This is a genomic window from Maridesulfovibrio bastinii DSM 16055 (genome assembly GCF_000429985.1).
Lineage (GTDB): Bacteria > Desulfobacterota > Desulfovibrionia > Desulfovibrionales > Desulfovibrionaceae > Maridesulfovibrio > Maridesulfovibrio bastinii.
This window is the reverse complement of the sequence record NZ_AUCX01000017.1, coordinates 1-18,075: the sequence shown is the minus strand read 5'-3', so window position 1 is coordinate 18,075 and position 18,075 is coordinate 1. Positions and strand designations below refer to the sequence as shown.

Annotated in this window: 11 protein-coding genes; 5 read left to right on the top strand and 6 right to left on the bottom strand. The window is 42.8% G+C overall.

Annotated elements, in window-relative coordinates:
- Positions 1–314: 314 nt before the first annotated feature.
- The 4 genes from lhgO to G496_RS0109295 are packed head-to-tail and all read right to left on the bottom strand — an operon-like array spanning position 315 to position 8,488.
- Positions 315–1,517 carry an L-2-hydroxyglutarate oxidase gene (gene lhgO / locus G496_RS0109310; RefSeq protein WP_027179048.1) on the bottom strand — a complete coding sequence of 401 codons (1,203 nt, stop codon included), beginning with the start codon at positions 1,515–1,517 and terminating at the stop codon, positions 315–317.
- Between the two features lies 1 nt (position 1,518).
- Entirely contained in the window at positions 1,519–4,416 is a 2,898-nt protein-coding gene (locus G496_RS0109305) for a PD-(D/E)XK nuclease family protein (RefSeq protein ID WP_027179047.1), read from the bottom strand.
- On the bottom strand, positions 4,416–7,571 hold the full coding sequence (locus G496_RS0109300) for a UvrD-helicase domain-containing protein (protein WP_027179046.1): 3,156 nt from the start codon (positions 7,569–7,571) through the stop codon (positions 4,416–4,418). Before G496_RS0109300 ends, G496_RS0109305 begins: the two co-directional genes overlap by 1 nt.
- Before the next feature lie 20 nt (positions 7,572–7,591).
- Entirely contained in the window at positions 7,592–8,488 is an 897-nt protein-coding gene (locus G496_RS0109295; RefSeq protein ID WP_027179045.1) for a DMT family transporter, read from the bottom strand.
- Between the two features lie 146 nt (positions 8,489–8,634).
- Here G496_RS0109295 and G496_RS19300 point away from each other — a divergent pair, with 146 nt between their 5' ends.
- Positions 8,635–9,486, top strand: a complete 852-nt coding sequence (locus G496_RS19300) for an RluA family pseudouridine synthase (protein ID WP_051294950.1) — start codon at positions 8,635–8,637, stop codon at positions 9,484–9,486.
- 66 nt (positions 9,487–9,552) lie between these two features.
- Here the strand turns inward: G496_RS19300 and ftsY are convergent, their stop codons facing one another.
- Positions 9,553–11,304: a signal recognition particle-docking protein FtsY gene (gene ftsY, locus G496_RS0109285; RefSeq protein ID WP_027179044.1), complete on the bottom strand. Its 1,752-nt coding sequence runs from the start codon at positions 11,302–11,304 to the stop codon at positions 9,553–9,555.
- 174 nt (positions 11,305–11,478) lie between these two features.
- On the opposite strand from ftsY, the gene asnS reads away from it, so the two are divergent.
- From asnS to G496_RS0109265, 4 genes are all read left to right on the top strand, one after another.
- The gene (gene asnS / locus G496_RS0109280; protein WP_027179043.1) at positions 11,479–12,867 is read left to right on the top strand and encodes an asparagine--tRNA ligase; all 1,389 of its coding nucleotides are present in this window, start codon (positions 11,479–11,481) and stop codon (positions 12,865–12,867) included.
- Between the two features lie 39 nt (positions 12,868–12,906).
- Positions 12,907–13,779 carry a helix-turn-helix transcriptional regulator gene (locus G496_RS0109275; RefSeq protein WP_027179042.1) on the top strand — a complete coding sequence of 291 codons (873 nt, stop codon included), beginning with the start codon at positions 12,907–12,909 and terminating at the stop codon, positions 13,777–13,779.
- Positions 13,780–13,837: 58 nt separating this feature from the next.
- Positions 13,838–14,716, top strand: coding sequence for a YncE family protein (locus tag G496_RS0109270; RefSeq protein WP_027179041.1), 879 nt, complete (start codon positions 13,838–13,840; stop codon positions 14,714–14,716).
- 152 nt (positions 14,717–14,868) lie between these two features.
- On the top strand, positions 14,869–15,609 hold the full coding sequence (locus tag G496_RS0109265) for a lipid-binding SYLF domain-containing protein (RefSeq protein WP_051294949.1): 741 nt from the start codon (positions 14,869–14,871) through the stop codon (positions 15,607–15,609).
- A gap of 3 nt (positions 15,610–15,612) precedes the next feature.
- Here the strand turns inward: G496_RS0109265 and G496_RS0109260 are convergent, their stop codons facing one another.
- Positions 15,613–16,674, bottom strand: a complete 1,062-nt coding sequence (locus G496_RS0109260) for an FUSC family protein (RefSeq protein WP_027179039.1) — start codon at positions 16,672–16,674, stop codon at positions 15,613–15,615.
- Positions 16,675–18,075 lie beyond the last annotated feature (1,401 nt).

The window sequence follows — 18,075 nt, the reverse complement described above, 5'->3', positions numbered from 1 at the left end:
TGTTTTTATATATGTTAAGAGCGAAAAAAGTCTTTTCCTCTAAAAGCCATTTAGTCAAGTTGTTTTTCAAAGAAGACGATAGAGTAGAATGATGTAACCGGCTATTTTGAAAGAACTTAACATAGTTAAGTTAAGCAGTAACTTATTTTTGTAAATAATACATTCTTAATTGCATGTATATCTGTATATAATTTGTAACAAAACATTATTGTATTGTGTTCTTAAATTGTAGAACTTCAAATCAACGTAAAATTGTAAACATAGTTTGTTTTATAAAGTGTATAACTGATGTTGTAGCAAGCAAACATAAGAGGTTAATCTATATAATTTTTGACAACCATATCCGCAAAAAACATTGAACCAGTGAAAGCCGGTGAAATAGAATTCAATATATGAATGCTTTTTTTATCATTCTCAACCACAAAATCCATCATTAGTGAATTGTTTTCACAATTGATAAGTTGAGGACGGATACCGACTTTAGGAGAATTTTCGATATCGGAAGGATCAATCTTTTTAACAAGTCTTCGGGCATCGGAATAAAAATGGCTGAAAAAATACTTTTTAGGTTCATCAAGCGCTATACGGCGAAATTTTTCATTTTTAAAGAATAGAACCATATCCTGAAACAGGATGGATGGCATGCCTAAATCCATGCCACTCAGCAATCCGTAATTTTCTCTACCAAAAGCTGGTATAGCCGTAGGTCCCAAATAAACATCACCGCTGGCTCCCTTGGTGAAATGAATTCCCAGAAAAGGATTTTTAATGTTGGGAACGGGATATATACTTCCGTTGACCAGATGTTCCTTACCTTTTTTTAACTTCTTATAAATTCCTTTGAAAGGTATTAATTTATATTTCTGGCTGAATCCGAACCATCTGGCGACTTTATCACTGTATGCCCCTGAGGCATTTATAAAAAGATCGCATTTAATATCACCACGCTCTGTCACGATTGTATTCGTCACCGGGTCCGCATTTATAAAGGCATTGCCCAGTTGTATATCAATGTTCTTATCTGCCTCCAGCTCTGCGTATAAAGCCTGCATAACCAGCTTTGGGTCTACCACTGCGGTATAGTGGGAGAAAAGAGCCTCGCCGCAGGTTTTCGCATTCGGTTCTATTTCTGCCAGTCGTTTTTCATCAATAATCTCAACTTTAGCACCGTTCTCCGAAGCTCTTGCATATAGTTCATGCAAAGTCTCAAGTTCAGATTTCTCACGGGCAACGATTACTTTTCCATTCTGGCGGACAGGGATACCCTTTTCCCGGCAGAATTCTTTCATTTGAAAATTTCCTGAAAGGCATGATTTTGCACGCAGACTTCCGGGAGCATAGTATATGCCGGCATGCAGAACTCCACTGTTGCGGCCGGAGGCATGGCTGGCAATGTTCTGCTCTTTGTCGATTACAATGATATTTTTATGACCGTTGGATAAAAGCGCACGAGCTATTGTCAGTCCGATGATACCGGCTCCACAGATAACAATTTCAGCTTTAGGCGTAGCTTTCATTTTAGGCTCCGCATGCCTCTTTGTAGCAGCACCAGTCGCATTGTCTGGATTTAATTGCCGTAAAAGTAGGGCTTTCGATAATATGTTTGAGAATATATTCTGTAAGTGCCGGAATTTTTTTTGTAATTATAGTGTCCCGGTCTTCTTCCGGCATCTTTTTGTCAAAGAGACTTTTTTCAATTCCTGACTCCACAAGCTCCACCAGAACTGCATCATAAGGGATAACTCCTGAAGAAAAGTGATCCATGCTCAGGTAGAGCGGAAGCTGTAAGCTGGAGGCTGAGTTATATAGTTTCTCAAGGAAATCCTCGGGACAGGAATTTATTTCACCGTTATCAACTGTTTCCCATATATCATCATTTTCCCAGAAAGACGGGCCGGGTTTTTTCAGGCCGCCTGTTTTATAATCAATAATGATACGGTGATCATTTCTAAAATCTACACGGTCTATCCTGCCCTGAATAAGTATTTCCTGATTCAGGATATCAATTTTAAAGGCGGAATCCTGTTCTATGGCTTCAATTCTAGTGCGTGGAATGGATGATATATATTTTTCAAGCCTGTGTCTGCCTGCCTGTTCAAGAGCTTTTTTGGCATCGTAAGGAAGATTTAAATAAAGGCTGTCTATTTTGAGCCGTTCAAGGAACAGATCACCAACCTGCTCAGGGGCAATTTCTCCGGGATTAAGTTCTCTACCTGCAAACGGAAGTAGCGTATCCTTTAGAACATTATGAATCAGTTCTCCAAATCCGGCGCGGTCACCGTCAGTATTTACCGTTGCCGGTTCCTTAACGCCTGAAAGGTAGCGGTAATAAAACAGTTTCGGACAAGCTATATAGGTATCAATTGCTGACGGGGAGAGTCCTTTATTTTTCAGCCGGTCCTGTAGTTTTTCATAGGCTGGTTCTTTGTCAATGTCTTCCGGGGAAGAATGAATTGGGCTGACAGGAAAGCTGATAGCTTTAAGAGGAAAATTGTCAGTGGGTTTGATTATTGCTCCTGATTCTTTTTCAAGTTCCCATATCAATTGTTCAATAAAGCGGCTGCGCATGCTTCGCCCGTCGAGTAGCCCCGGCTGAACTCCGCACTGGTAGAATATGTGAGTTTCTCTGCTGCCCATAATCAGGCTGTAAAAATTGTATGCCGCAACGCTTTCCCGCTCCCTTGAATCAGGAAGATCAAGAAGAAAACGCAGGTTGTCCGGAAGAAGAGGATCGTTAGGGTCGGTTCCCGGTAACTTTTCATCAACGGCATCGAGAATATAAGTACGCTCAAAGCTTAACAGGCGGCTTTCAAGCATTCCGAGTATCTGCATACCGGATATGGGATCAGGCTCAAAAGAAACTCTCTGCATGGATATCAGCTGACGGAAAATTGAAAAAACAAGATTCTGGTCAAAAATATCATGGCTTATGGAGCTTTGCTTTAATTCAGGGATTACTTCATTCATAAGGCGGAACAGGCATTCAGAGTCCAGCAGGTATCTCTGCCAGAGAGTTCCACCTCTCTTTCTGAGCATTTCTGCCAGTTCCTGCAGGCTTTCAGCCAAACCTGCCAGAGTTGTAATTTCTGTAAAATTTTCAATACAGGCATGTACAACTTCCCGCCGCAACTCCTCGGTTTTTTCAGGATCAGCAACCAGAAGTTCGTTGCCGTCACTGTAAACAGGGCTGAAGTCGAATAAAGATGTATACGGAGTTCCCTCGCGCATGACCGCTTCCCATTGGTGAAAGACAGTTCTTAGTGGCTGTTCTCCATCAAGATCCAGCATTTTGAGATAAGGATGTCTGATTACTGAGGTTATATCTTTCCAGAAAAATTTATTGTCGCTGCGATTTTCCTGAAGTTTTAATATTGCTTCGAGAAGACCGTTAAGTGCGGAACGCTCAAGTGGATATCCCATACTTATGTTGACATCCAGTTCCGGCAGATGATGCATGACCGGAAGCAGCAGCCCGGTATCCGGCAGCACTATTCCACTGTCTTTATGCTCGGTGTTGAGAAGCTCTTTTTCCAGCTCTGAGAGCTGTGAATGGCGGTCGAAACCTTCATAAAATTTAAGTTCAGGAAGTTTACAGCTATCGGTATCATCCTGACTGCAATCAACTTCAGCACCCCAGTTGTCTATCCAGCGGCGATGTTCTGAAACGGCAAAATGACCTTTTTTACCGTAAGCAAGGGCTGGATCACTATGCCATACTATCTTCAGGCCGCAGTTCTGCCAGAGGAATTTGAAGAACATTTCCTCTATTCCGCTTAAAGCGTAGAACCCGGCAAGATATAGATTGCGTCCCTTTAAAATGGATTCTGTCTGCTCCAGATTTTCAGACAGTTTCAGGCAGTCCATTCCCGGAGTTGTCCAGCCGCGGCTTTCAAGTTCGGATACATATTCATCATAAATAGTTCCAAGCTCTTCAAGAAGTGCTGCCGCCCAGTCCAGAACCTCTCCGCGAAGCATGTCCAGATTGTCCGGCTTAATTCCCTGCCGCAGCAGTTCTTCCAGCAGTGATGATAGTCTTATACCCCAAGGGAAAAAGTTGAGCCTTTCAAATGGCAGCAGCTTGATAATACCGGAGCTGCTTTCTCTTAACTTTTCTATTATCCCGAATAACATTCCGACCTGATCAAGCTTGCCGGCATTGTATGGCAACTGACTGTTCATGCGTTGCAATATTGTATTGAGGAAGTCGGTGAATGAAATAATTTCCGGGAGAATACACGGCTTGGGGAGAAGATCTGTCTCTGCAAAAAATTTGCGCAGATATCTTGCCGGTCTGTTGTGCGGCAGGATGATGACTGTATTTGAGAGTTCTCCACTGGTTTCTTCGATAATAAGTTTCCCGAGTTCCGGGATAAAATTATTTTTCCATGAAATAATAGTGATCGGAAGGTTATTCATTAGAGAAGCACCTCCGTGGTATTTTTACCGTCAAGATAGACAATCAGACCTCTTATAAGCTCAGGGTGTGAGGGCATTTGGGATAGTAGCGAAATATACCTTTTAACCTGAGTATGGTGCTCAGGCGATGGATTTCCTGTCTTGTATTCTATTACCAGAGCTTCCTCAGCGGTCATGTATAGCAGGTCAGCCCGGTGCACATTGCCTTTTTGATCCATTATTGCTGATTCCGGTCTGCCTGAAATTACGGCTTTACGGATATCCGGGATAGATAATGCCCAAAGGCATGACTCTTTAATTTCCTGTAGCAGAGTATCCTTCATCTCCTCTGCAAGAGGATACAGGCCGATAGCTGATAAAGCAGCTTTTTCCACTGCGGCCTCATCATCCGTTCCCGGAATAAGCAGTTCCATTGCCTTATGGGTGAGTTCTCCACGCATTTTTGCATCAAAAGAATAATCTTCAAGATTATGCCTGTAGACTCTAAGTCGCGGCAGCCACGACATTAATTCTTCTGAATCATTATGATTAACAATGGCAGCTGGATGTTTACTGGTTATTTCTCCCTGCTGTTTTAAATCTCCACCGGGTTTTGTTCCGAAACTAAATAAACCTTCGTCATTAAATTTTTCTCCGATAATCGAGTTTATAACATTCAGTACCGGGCATATTGTTCTTGAAGGAATTTTATCCGGCAGAAATCCGTACAATTCTTCACCGGCCCTGGTCCATGCAACATATAACAGATTCAGTTGTTCAGTTATCATGGAGGTCCGGTTTTCGTAATATGGCTCTCCAAGATAACTGCCCATTAATGTGAGGATATTATGCCCATCTATTTCAGCGTCATAAAAAGTTTTATCTGCTCTGGGCAGTGACCAGTGATGAAATGGGACAATAACAACTGGAAATTCCAGTCCCTTGGATTTGTGAATGGTCATAATCCGTACCGCATTGACGTTTTCAGGAAGCGGAACTTTTTCCTCTGCTGACGAAGAGTCCCAGAATTCCAGAAAAGAGGCTAGTGAGGTACCAGTCTTTTCTTCACACAGGTGAATTACTTCCAGAAATCTGCGGAGGTAGAGTTCATCCTGCGGTCTCCTTTCCAGAATTTTAAATCTGGAAATAAGCTCACTCACAATATCGTATGGAGTCATCAGGCCTGATTTTCGTATAAATGGAGAAAAATGTTTTTCCCATACTTCAGGAAAATCTTCAGCGAATCTCCTGTAAAGAAGCCCTTTTTGGCGTTGCGCCAGCCATGAAATAATTTTGTTTGAATCAATTCCTGAAATTTCCTGAAAAATTTCCTTACCGGAGATGAATTCCAGAAAGGCAAGATCGTCCTGCGGATAATCCAGAAATTTTAGAAAGGATGTCAGTTGGCGGACAAGAATATGGCGGTCCAGCTGGAGACTGTTTTCAGTGATGACCGGAATGTTTTTATTGATCAGCCAGTCGCAGACAATTTGTGCGTGTGTATTTGAGCGCACCAGAACACAGATATCCCGGTAATCTCTGCGGCTGCTAATTTCATCTACAATATCCGAAAATACTGTTTGTGTTTCTTCTAAAATTTCTGCGGCGTTTTCAGAAGGTACTTTCTGGAAAAGAACATATCCGCCGTCACGTTTCAGATTCTCTGGAAGTGATTGTGCCGGGTTTTCAAAATAGGCACTTATTTTTTCGGCCAGCTCAGAGCGGAATTCGTAAGGGGCGTTAGGGTAGACCTGTTCGGATATTTCTTCTGTGATATCCGGGTCTGCCAGAGTTTCAAAAAAAGAGTTATTGAATTCAACTATTTTTTCAAGACTTCTCCAGTTGAATTCAAGCATACTTGATTTTGTCTGGCTTATCCCGTTCAGTTCGGGGCTATAGCCGATACTGTCAAAAAGTTCCGCTTCACCACCGCGCCAGCCGTAAATGGCCTGTTTTACATCTCCCACATAAAAAAGGCTTCCGTTTTTTGAAAGGCATTCTTCGGCAAGAGGAAGAATCGCACTCCATTGTTCTGTGCTTGTGTCCTGAAATTCATCAATTAATAAATGATGCAGTCTTGAGCCCATCTTGCAGAAAGCATCAGGCATAGCTCCGTCACTGTTCAACATGGCCGATGCCAGCTTGGGAAGCAGAGAGCTTAATAAGACCCCATGATCCTGCTGCCATGCGATAATTTCATCTCGGAGTTCTTCCACTATGCGCACAAATGGTGCAAGAGCATAGGCCCCGGATAAAATCTCTGCCTTGTCGGTATACTCGTCATGCTTGAGCTTAAGGTCGTAATATAATTGTTCGTGCTTCGGCAGAATTTTTCCATGGTCGGCTTTTTTTACGCATTCTGAAAAATCATCTTTGCATATCATTGCCGAGCCTTTGGGTGGCTGGAGAGGTTCGAGCGATTCCAGATAGCTGAGATAAGTTATTAAGGGTTTCTTAACCCCCAGACGGTCAGTTTCGATTACTGCTGCAAAATTATTGAGTGAGCGCTTGAAAGAATCATAATATGGAGTGATCAGTTCGAAAATTTGCGAGTTGTCTGTAAGCCTTTCATACGGGTATGCGAAAACATGTTTTAAAATATCAAGCATTCTCAAACGCATTTTCTCAGCCAGCCAGAACCCTTTGCCTCCTTCATGCCTGATAAGTCCGTTGATGGCGTTTGCCATGAGGTCTATATTTTTCGGATCACCATCTTCACATTTTGTCAGAAATTTATTGAAAACAGGATCGAAAAGGGACTCAGGTTCAAACAGAATTTCGAATTCAGGGCTTATCTTCAATTCCAGAGCAAATAATCTGACAATCATGTTCAGCAGGCTGTCGATAGTGCGGATATTCAACTTATTGTAACGGCGCAGTATCATTGTCAGCTGGGCTTTAGCTTCGGAACTTTTCCAGTCCGCACCTAAGCCGTCACCCTGAATATTCAGAGCCCGGTTTTTGAGTGAGCGGATTATGCGCTCTTTCATTTCAGAAGCAGCTTTATTGGTGAAGGTTACGGCCATTATCTCCGGCCAGCAGTAACCTTTGGAATGATCTGATTTGCATACCGGTATGCTGTCTTCTTCCATGGAACCTGCCAGCAGAGACAGAAAGCGTGCAGTCAGTTCATAAGTTTTTCCGGACCCGGCAGAGGCCTTAACCTGTTCAAGCATTTAAAAGCTCCTGAATTTTACTAAGCGGGACATTCTTTTTTTGTCTTTTCCTGTTTCCGTCCGGCACGGACAATGATCATAACCGCCCCGAGTATCAGCATACTGCCAAGGTATCCTGTCCAGTCAAACTTTTCCTGCCACCACAGCCAGGCCAGAATTGCGGCAATTACTGGTTCGAAAGTGGCGATAACTGCGGCTGAGGTTGCTTCTAGGTATTTTAATCCGGCATAATAAACGGAGTTTGCTCCATAAGTGCATATCAGGGCGAGAGCTATGAGGCAGGCCCATGAACCGGAGGTCTTGTGGTGGAATTCAAAAAAAGGCAGCAGCAGTACCGCTCCTACAGGCAGAGCATAGAGAAAGACTGTCGGTGTGGAATAACGGGTCAGGAATGTCTTGCCGAAGATGTAGTAAAGAGCATAAGTGAAGCCGGAAGTAAGGCCGCAGATTATACCGAACCATGTAAATTTTATGGTTGTGGCGTTTCCAAAAAGCTGTGGTCCCATGGAAACACAGACCACTCCGCAAACTGTCATAATGAGTGCGATTACTTTTGAACAACCCATTTTTTCACCGAGAAACAGCCATGACATGAGAGCAACCCATGCCGGAGCAGTGTATAGCAGTACAGAGGCTAAGGCCGCTCCTACATCGCGCACTGCAAGTTGATATGCCCCGTAGAATATTGTGACGCCAGTTACACCGAAAACGAGTACCGGCAGCAAATCTTTTTTTTCTATTTTAAGGGAGCTTTTGCGGTAGGCGTGGGCTGCGAAAAATATCCACCCGATAGCTGCTCGCCAGAAGGCGTTTTCAATCGGGGATAAACCCTGTTCCATGGGGAATTTAGATATCGGACCTATAAGCCCCCACATTGTAGCGGCCATAAGGGTGTAAATACATCCTCTGATATTCACTTTTTGACTGACTTCCTGTTTTGAGTTTCACTGATTTTCACTGTCCCATTTGAATTGAAAGTTGTATTCTCTTTATCTCTGTCAGTCAAAAAATGTTCTTAATTTTCAGCAGAAGACAAGTGTATAAAAATTAATACAGGACAAGTATGAACGAAGATAAAATAGTTGATGATAGAACTGACGGATTACGGTTTGATAAAGCTCTGGCTTCATTGCTGCCTGACTCCGGTTTAAGGCTGAGAAGACGGCTTATCACCTCCGGGCAGGCTTTGCTGAATGGTAAGCCCAGAACTCCGGCTTACAAAGTACATAAAGGACAGAAAATAACTTTGGCTTCACCGGTCAATGAGTGCCCCGGTTTAGTTGCTCCCGGAGTAAAAGTTTTAAACAGGACTGATGACTACGCCGCTGTCTTTAAGCCCTCAGGGCTGCATAGTGCCTCAATTACAGGGAGTCTGGAGCAGTCTGTGGAAAGTATGCTCAACACTCTTTTTCCTGAAGAGGCGGCAGTCCTTGTGAACAGACTCGATTTTTTGACTTCAGGAATTCTGATGGTTGCGTTTACCAGTGAAGCCGCCGAAGCTTTCAGACAGTATGAAAATTCAGGATTTGTGAAGAAATATTATCTGGCCAGAGTTTCCGGCAGCTTTAAGAATGATGAGGAAATACGGTTCGGGCTTGATACTGACTCCCGGTCTGTAACTAAAGTTACCAATGAAACAGCTGATAAACTGAGATTTTCTTACGTTAGACCGTTGAAAGATTTTTCGGATGACACTTCTCTGGTGAAAGTACGAATAGCCAAAGGAGCCAGACATCAGATAAGGGTTCACCTCGCGGCAAAAGGACATCCGATCATTGGTGATCCGCTGTACGGAAAAGGTGAGGGAGATACTATGTATCTGCATCACTGCTATCTTGAGTTCCCGTCTTTCAAGTCCAGTGCTACACCCCTATGGGACTTTGAAGTTGATCAGCAATGGTGCTCTGATAATTAAAAATTACTAAAAAAATCCCCCGTAATTAGTATTACGGGGGATTTTTTTAGTAATGATTATCGAATTTTATTCTTCTTCATCTTTTGATCCAAGCAGGGCTTTAGCAAAATCTTCACCATTAAATGGTCTGAGATCTTCCATCTTTTCGCCCAGCCCGATAAAAGTTATCGGCAATTTGTGCTGCATGGTTACCGAGATAATGATTCCACCTTTTGCTGTTCCATCAAGCTTGGTAAGAATCAATTCATCAATCCCAACAGATTCATTGAATAATTTGGTTTGGGACAGTGCGTTCTGACCTGTTGTCGCGTCAATTACCAACACACTGCGCTGTGGGGCTTCTTCATGCTTTTTGCCCAGCACTTTTCTGATTTTATGGAGTTCGTCCATCAGATTACTTTTAGTGTGCAGACGACCGGCGGTATCAAGCAACATGAGGTCGTAGTCATATTTAACGGCGTAATCCATGGCTTCGTAAGCTACCGCGGCAGGGTCCGAGCCTTCTTCTTTGGCGTAAAAACCTACTCCGACACGCTTGGCCCATATTTCAAGCTGTCCGATAGCCGCAGCTCTGAATGTGTCACCGGCAACGATGAGAACTTTGCGTCCCTGAAGTTTTGCGCGGTGGGCAAGCTTTGCAATTGTTGTTGTCTTACCCACACCGTTTACGCCGATCATCATGACAACTTCAGGCGGATTGTATGCTTTAATACGCTTAGGAGCTTTGAATATTTCTTCCAGCTCGTCACGAAGCAGATTCTTGAAGTTCTCGGGATTTGTTTCTCCGCTTTTGCGAACCCGTTCCCTCATGCGTTCAACCAGTTCCATGGTTGCTTCAAAACCTACATCTGCCATTATGAGAATCTCTTCAAATTCTTCCCAGAAAGCATCATCAAAAGAGCTGTGACTTGTGAGCATGGAGTCAATGCGCTTTGTGATCTGCTCTTTAGTTTTGTTGAGACCTTCGGAAAGTTTTATGAAAAGTCTGCTGCGTTCGTCTTCCTCATCCTCAAGTTCAAGGGCCAGAGCAAGGCGGTACTGGAGTTCCGACTTGAATTCGTCAACAAATTCATAGTCCATCTCCTCCAGCCATTCACGAAATTCTGAAACAAATTTGTCGGCTTCTGCTTTAGGAGCTTCAAGAGATTCAAGTAGGAATGCTATGCGTTCCCAAAGCTCATCTCCTGCGGATTCAATTCCTTCCAGAATAAGTCCAAGCCATACAGAAAGTCTCGGTTCAGCCTGCTGTAAGGATATGGTCAGGTCTTTCTGCCATTGTGGACGGTCGTCATCACCGGAACGCAGGCCGACCCCTTCAGCATCTATAATTGTAGTAGTTTCTTTAGGAGAAGGTTGCTTGTTGATTTTTTCAGCAGCAGGTTCTTCTTCATGGACGGGTTCTGCTTTTACCGGTTCCTGTTCAGTCTCAACCTGAGTGGTCTGCTGCTCTTCGTCAGGCACAGCTTCAGGTTCCGGCTCAACAACAGCAGGTTCAGCAGCAGGTTCAGCTACTGGTTCAGCCTCTTTTTCTGCCGTGTCTTTTTCTTTTGTCTCAGCTTGTTGAGGCGCTGCTTCGGTCTCAGATTCTTTTATTTCAGCTTCTGGAATTTCAGCTTTTGTTTCGGCTGATTCTGAAACTGTTTTCTGCTCATCATTTAAAGCTGTTTCTTCAAGCTCTTGCTCTTCAACTGCTTTTTGGTCAGCCTCAAGAGGCTGTTCTTCTTCCTGATATTCATCGCCCAGATAATCCTTCAGAGCTTCCTGAGCACGCTCTTCCGGATTTTTCCAGAGTTTTTTTACATTGGTAAAGAATCCCATTGAAATCCCCTTTTTTCTCTTTTGAAAACACGGGAAGATATCCTAGTCCCACCCCGGATGCAACCGGGAGGAAAGTGGGGCAATCTAAAATGGAGCAATTGTCATTATCCCTGTTGAAATTTGACCCGGCAGCGGATAAACATTTTTAAAATACTATAATGGAGTAAAGCTGCTATGAAAAGAACGCGAGTGTACGATGCTCTTAATGCTGAAAGTGCCACCCCGGAACTACTTATAAAGGGATGGGTCCGCACTAAACGTGACAGCAAGGGATTTTCTTTTCTTGAGATCAATGACGGCTCCTGCCTTAAAAATATTCAGGTTGTAATTGACCATACCCCTGAGATTGAAGCTGTTCTGGAAAATGTCGGAACTGGTGCTTCGGTAAGTATTCTCGGTGAACTTGTCGAGTCACCCGGTAAGGGACAGAAGTGGGAAGTGCGTGGAAAGGCTGTGGAAATGCTTGGTTTTGCCGATCCTGAAACTTTTCCTCTGCAAAAGAAGCGCCATAGTGATGAATTTTTGCGCACCATTGCCCACTTGAGACCGCGTACCAATAAATATGGAGCAATGTTCCGCATTCGTTCCGAGCTTTCATGGGCAGTACACCGCTTTTTCCATGAAAAAGGATTTTGTTATGTTCATACTCCGATCATAACCGGTTCCGATTGTGAAGGTGCCGGTGAGATGTTCCGGGTAACTTCACTTGGTTTTGAAGATCTTAAAAAAAATAAGGAAGAGCAGCTGGAGAAGGATTTCTTCGGCAAGCAGTCACACCTGACAGTTTCCGGTCAGCTTCCGGCTGAAATGCTGGCTCTGGCTCTTGGTGGTGTATATACTTTCGGCCCGACTTTCAGAGCCGAAAATTCAAATACTCCACGTCATGCCGCAGAATTCTGGATGGTCGAACCTGAGGTTGCTTTTTACGATCTTCATGACAACATGGATTTGTCCGAAGAGATGATTAAATTTCTGATATCCCATGTTCTTGATAAATGTGCAGGGGATATTGAATTGTTTGCCAAGTTTGTGGATAAATCGCTGATGTCCACCCTTGAAAATATTTTAAAAGAACCTTTTGAACGGCTGCCATACACTGACGCTGTAGAGCTTTTAAAGAACTGCAAGAAGAGTAAGGATTTCGAATATAAACCGGAATATGGAATAGACCTTCAGACAGAGCATGAAAGGTATCTGGCGGAAGAGCATTTCAAAAAACCGGTTGTCGTTTATGATTATCCGGTCGAAATAAAACCTTTTTATATGCGTTTGAATGACGGCGGAAAGACTGTCGCCGCGATGGATGTTCTGGTGCCTAGAATTGGTGAACTTATCGGTGGCAGCCAGCGTGAAGAAAGGCTGGATGTTCTGGAAAGAAGGATTAATGAGCTGGGTCTTAATCCGGAAGAGTACTGGTGGTATCTGGACAGCAGACGCTTTGGAACTGCTCCTCATTCCGGTTTCGGTATGGGATTCGAAAGGATGCTGATGATGATCACTGGAGTTACCAATATCCGTGACGTTATTCCTTTCCCCAGAACTCCTAATAATCTTGATTTTTAATAATAAGGATGGGCCGTTATTCACGGCCCTTTTTTTATCATGCTTTCAATACCAAGAGATTTAATAAATTCTGCTGAAGTTCCAAATGTAGCTGCGGATGGAGTTATTCTGGCTCAGTTCCAACGCCGGCAGTCCGATTTCAAACATGAAATGTGTGTCTCAAAGCATTCTCTGGTTTTTATTCTGGAAGGTGAAAAATGTATTCACTCCAATGATACTGATCTGCTGGTCAGGGCAGGGGAAGCTTTTTTTACCAGAAAGGGATGCCATCTGATGTCGGAAATGATTCCCGAAAATGGGGGGTCGTTTCAGAATATGCTTTTCTTTTTTGAAGACGCTGTTCTGAGTGAATTCCTCGGTTCAAGATCAGCTGTAGGCACAGAGGGGCGTAACAATCTCCCGGTCTTTAAAGTAGCTGTCAGCGAACAGATCAGCACCTTTATTACCTCTGTTGTTAACTTACTTGGAACACCTCTTGGCGGTGATAAGGATTTTTTAAAACTTAAATCGTTTGAGCTGCTCCATTATATATGTGCTGACAGCAGAAATTCCGAATTTCTGAATTTTTTACATTTTTGCCGTTATGAGGATGATATCTCAGCTGTTGTAGAAAAATATTTCAATAAAAATATCAGCATCAATGATATGGCCGAGCTTTCCGGCAGAAGCCTTTCAACCTTCAAAAGAGAATTCAACAGAATCTTCGGTAAGCCTCCGGCAAAATGGATACGTGAAAGAAGAATTTCATGGGCAGCCCAGCTTTTGCGTAATTCAGCTAAAAGTATAACAGAGATATCCTATGAATCAGGTTATGACAGCCAGTCACATTTCAGTGCTGTGTTCAGAAAATTTTACGGTATGAGCCCCAAAGAATTTCGACTTGAACCGAAATCGGCAGAAATTGAGCTGTAAACAGGAGCGTTGAATAATAAGTCCGGGTAATTGTTTCCTCAACACAAAGGAGACAATTATGAATAAGATTTCAACAGTATTATTGGTTCTGGTCATTATGCTGCACTCGGCTGCATGCTTTGCGGGGCAGTCGATAATTGAAGGCTTTTCAAGCCCTGAAAGCGTTACTTCTGATGGAACATATTTTTATGTTTCAAATGTCGGAACTGAGATTAGACCGCTGGACCGTGATGGTGACGGTTTTATTTCACGGGTTTCGGCAGATGGTTTGATGATAGACGAAAAATTTATCGAAGGTCTCGACGCTCCTAAAGGAATAGCCGCTTTAAACGGAGTTTTGTATGTCGCGGACCTTAATCACCTGAAAGGTTATTCCACTTCAAACGGGCGGAAGGTGTTTGATCTCGACTTTTCAGACGAAGGAACATCTTTTTTAAATGGCATAGCTGTGATTGATAAAAGTACTATTGCGGTATCAGCTACAGACGTAGGTAATATTTATCTGGTTGCAGTAACTGATACTGGAAAATATACCAAAATTAAGACCGCTGCTGATCTTAATGGTCCTAATGGACTGAGTTACGATTGTAAAAGCCATACGTTATATATTGCCTCATACGGTTCAGGTAAAAAAGCTGATGGTTTTATTGGAAAGGGGTGCTTGAAAGGTGCCAGTATGGAATATAAAAAGGTTTTTTCCTCTGGCGGATTTTATGATGGAATTGTTGCTGTTGGCGATAAACTTTTATTCTCCGACTGGGTGAAATTTGCCAGAAGCGGGGTGCTCCGCAGCCTTGATCTTAAGTCCGGGAAAATTCAAAGCGTAAATTTGGGACGCAAGATAGGTGGACCAGCTGATTTTTATTACGATTCAAAAGAGGATAAGCTTTGGATTCCTATGATGATGGAAGGAAAGGTTATGATTCAGAGCTACTAATAAATTATTTATGATAGCCCGGCTGACTGTGAAAACTGTAGCCGGGTTTTATTTCTGATAAACCTGATTTGAAATTTGCAGGCACAGGCTTTAGACTCTATCTTGTTTTGAAATAACCATAGAGCTGTAAAAAATTGGAGATAGTCATATATATGCCTAAAAAATCAGTAAATTATTTGCCAGTTGCTTTAAAGAATATTATCTGCCTGCTGATAGTCGGGGCAGCTTTGTTTTTTCTGCCTGCGTGTCAGCCTGTCAAAGTAATTTCCGGTAATCCATGCCTCAGCAACAGCTCTCTCCAAAGTCAGCGTATTGTAGATGATTGTGCCTGCACTTTTCTTGAATTTCGCAGAGATAGTGATCCGCAGACAATAGACTACCTCCTTTCAGAAGCAAAAGGCCTGCTTATAATACCAGATCAGTACAAGGCTGCGTTCATGGTTGGAATCAAATCAGGAACAGGTGTTTTGTGTGCAAAGGATGTCACCGGTTTCTGGAACGGTCCGGCCTTTTATTCTTTGAGCGGAGTTGATGTCGGTCTACAGGGTGGATTCTCAGGGAGTACTATACTGGTATTCTTTTTTGATGATGCCGGTCTGGAAAGTGTTTACAATGGAACTTTCAATCTCTCTGCAAAAGCTGATTTAGTTCTGGGCGAGCTGAACGGAAGCAGTTTTCGCGATACACTGAGTGCCAGGGAAAATGTTCTGACCCTGACAAGCAGCAGTGGATTTCTGGGAGCTATGGCATATAGTGGTGGAGCTCTTTCACCACGGCACAAGCTGAATGAAGAATATTATGGCAAAGACCTTAAGGTCAGAGAAATCCTATCTACTCATAAGTATGATAAGCCAAAAGCAGATGTTTTGCTGAATGCTCTGATTGGAATTTGATTTTTATTCTTCATGAAGGCGTTTATGCACTTCCTTCCTTTCAAGGGTATAAGCCAGCAGGTCTTTGCACATGAATTCCGCACTATGGTAAAATGCAAAAAACTGGATCATCTTTTCAAGATAGAACCTTCTGGTTGCTCCCTCTTCACGTAATGCGGCAAGCTTGTCCTGATTTTCCTTTAATGCACATGAAAGGGCCTGATCGTCAGGCAATTCATCGGAGCCGATAGCGTTCATGGCGTTTGAGATAGCTTTTGACATTCGGTGAAGTTCATCTTTCATAATGATGTCATAGCCTTGACCTTTAACATTGTTTAAGGCGTAGAGCATGGCTCTTAAATGGGCGACACTTTTTTCAAGTGTACGGACTTTAAGCCCGAGCATTTCAGTGTCTTCATTGTATATGTAGCTCTCGTGCTTTAATACCTTTATATATAGTTCACGGCTGTTGACAATTTTACTGTTGATGGACTCAAGCATGTCTGGATCAAGCCCGGTCTGCTTCTCCAAAAAGCTTTCCATCATGGTATCATATATTGTTGCGCAGGTATTGAATTGTTCGTGTATGGATTCTTTTAAGGCCACACTGGCTCTCAATGGAAGTATGAGGACGCTTGTTAGGAATGCGCTTGTTACTCCAAGGGTAATTTCGAGAACTCTGAAAAGACCATAACTTACTCTTCCCGGTTCTCCCACACTGGCTAATAAAACAATGCACGCTGTGATTGCCGCCATTTTATAACGGACATTATATTTGGTCATATATGCGCAGAACCCCATGGACAGGAATAATGCCAGTTCTGTCATATATGGAGTTTCAGGAAAAATCATAATGCAGGCAATGGCAATTGCTGCTCCGACAGCTGTTCCGGAAAAACGGTAGAGACACATGCGGATAGAGTCAGCTACGTTTATCTGCATAACGATGACAGCAGACAGGGAAGCCCAGTATCCGAATTTAAGATGCATAAGTTGTGCGGCTGTGTAGGCAATGACGGCCGCAAGGCCTGTCTTAAAGCCATGAAGCAGATGGGCTCTTTGTGAATTGAGGTCTAGGAAAAACATGATCGTAAATGTTGTTAGGGTTGATTAAATGGGAGTATTGTTGCCTTAATGAAATTCGTTTGTATACCTATTTAGAATAAAGGCAATATGCGGAGTGGTCACTCCTCCAATTTTTTGCGAATTAATAATATAAGGCGTGTTTTTCTCCGTTGTATCTCCATTCAAGATATAGCAATAATAATTCAAAAACGTATTGACGGAGAGGAGTAGTTTTTATAGAACCTGCTTCCCGGTTGTTGAGGGCCAGAAACTGGCTCGCGGGCGACTGGGATTTTTTTTGTTTTAAAGCAAAAAAACGGTTGACAGGAGATGGACGTTTCACTAGGTTGCATCTCCGCGCTGAGCGAAAGTAAGGCGCAGTGATCATTGAACTTTTTAGAATTTTAAGAGAGCAGAACGCATACTTTGATTAGTCCCTGCCGCCTGCTGAAGTACTTCAAGCGAATTGGTTGAGCGCTTCAAAAAAAGTTTTAAAAAGTGATTGACACTCGGGGATGAATTCACTAGGTTTCGTCTCCGCGCTGAACGAAAGTAAGGCAACGTGATCATTGAACTTTTTGATATTTAAATCGATGCAAACGAGCTGGAATAAGTTTAAAAAGCATCGCTTGAATCAAGCTTCTATATAAATAGAGCTTGAGCAAAACAAAAATCAAAAAGTTGTTGACACTGGAAGGGGTTCCGAATAGGTTCTCTCTCCGCGCCAAACGGAAGTAAGGTGCTAAGATCATTTAATATAGGACGAGTTGAGGTTTTAAAACGAATACAGCCCTGACGGGTATGACGTTTAAGAGTAGCTTCGATTTGAACTGAAAAAGATCTTAAAAAGTTGTTGACATCGGGTGCGGGTTCACTTAGATTCCCACACCGCACTGAGGAAACAAGGTGCTGAGATGATTGAAAATTTGAGGTAGTTAAGTTGATAGCACAGAGCCTGATGGCATCTGATCAACTTTAAATGAGTGATTCGATTTGAATCAGCTTCAAATAAAAAAAATCAAAAAGATGTTGACAGACACGGGGTGATTGATTAGCTTTCCACTCCGCATCAAGTCGCTTAACGCGGCAGGATGATTTTGAAAAACAAATTTTTAGAAAGCTGTTGACAGCGGGAACGCAATCTTCTAGATTGCTCGCCGCGCCTCCCGAAAGGGTGGTCAGCAAGTCTTTCAAAAAAGATCACGAAAGTGGTTGACAGGGCGCTTGCTCTTAGATAGAAAGTGCCTCTCGCTTCGGCGAGAAAAGTTCTCTGAAATAGACAAAGCAAGGTTGACAAAGTTTACGATCACTGTATTATAGATCGTTCGCTTTAACCTTCAAGGTCTTTGACAATTAAATAGCGAGTTGGGCAAAAATTAGAACGACACATACATACAATGTAATGTGCGATCAAACAACTCA

What these genes read in the sequence shown, in the direction of transcription:
- lhgO (WP_027179048.1), bottom strand. Translation starts at nt 1,517, where the DNA reads ATGAAAGCTACGCCTAAAGCTGAAATTGTTATCTGTGGAGCCGGTATC.
- G496_RS0109305 (WP_027179047.1), bottom strand. Translation starts at nt 4,416, where the DNA reads ATGAATAACCTTCCGATCACTATTATTTCATGGAAAAATAATTTTATC.
- G496_RS0109300 (WP_027179046.1), bottom strand. Translation starts at nt 7,571, where the DNA reads ATGCTTGAACAGGTTAAGGCCTCTGCCGGGTCCGGAAAAACTTATGAA.
- G496_RS19300 (WP_051294950.1), top strand. Translation starts at nt 8,635, where the DNA reads ATGAACGAAGATAAAATAGTTGATGATAGAACTGACGGATTACGGTTT.
- ftsY (WP_027179044.1), bottom strand. Translation starts at nt 11,304, where the DNA reads ATGGGATTCTTTACCAATGTAAAAAAACTCTGGAAAAATCCGGAAGAG.
- asnS (WP_027179043.1), top strand. Translation starts at nt 11,479, where the DNA reads ATGAAAAGAACGCGAGTGTACGATGCTCTTAATGCTGAAAGTGCCACC.
- G496_RS0109275 (WP_027179042.1), top strand. Translation starts at nt 12,907, where the DNA reads ATGCTTTCAATACCAAGAGATTTAATAAATTCTGCTGAAGTTCCAAAT.
- G496_RS0109270 (WP_027179041.1), top strand. Translation starts at nt 13,838, where the DNA reads ATGAATAAGATTTCAACAGTATTATTGGTTCTGGTCATTATGCTGCAC.
- G496_RS0109265 (WP_051294949.1), top strand. Translation starts at nt 14,869, where the DNA reads ATGCCTAAAAAATCAGTAAATTATTTGCCAGTTGCTTTAAAGAATATT.
- G496_RS0109260 (WP_027179039.1), bottom strand. Translation starts at nt 16,674, where the DNA reads ATGTTTTTCCTAGACCTCAATTCACAAAGAGCCCATCTGCTTCATGGC.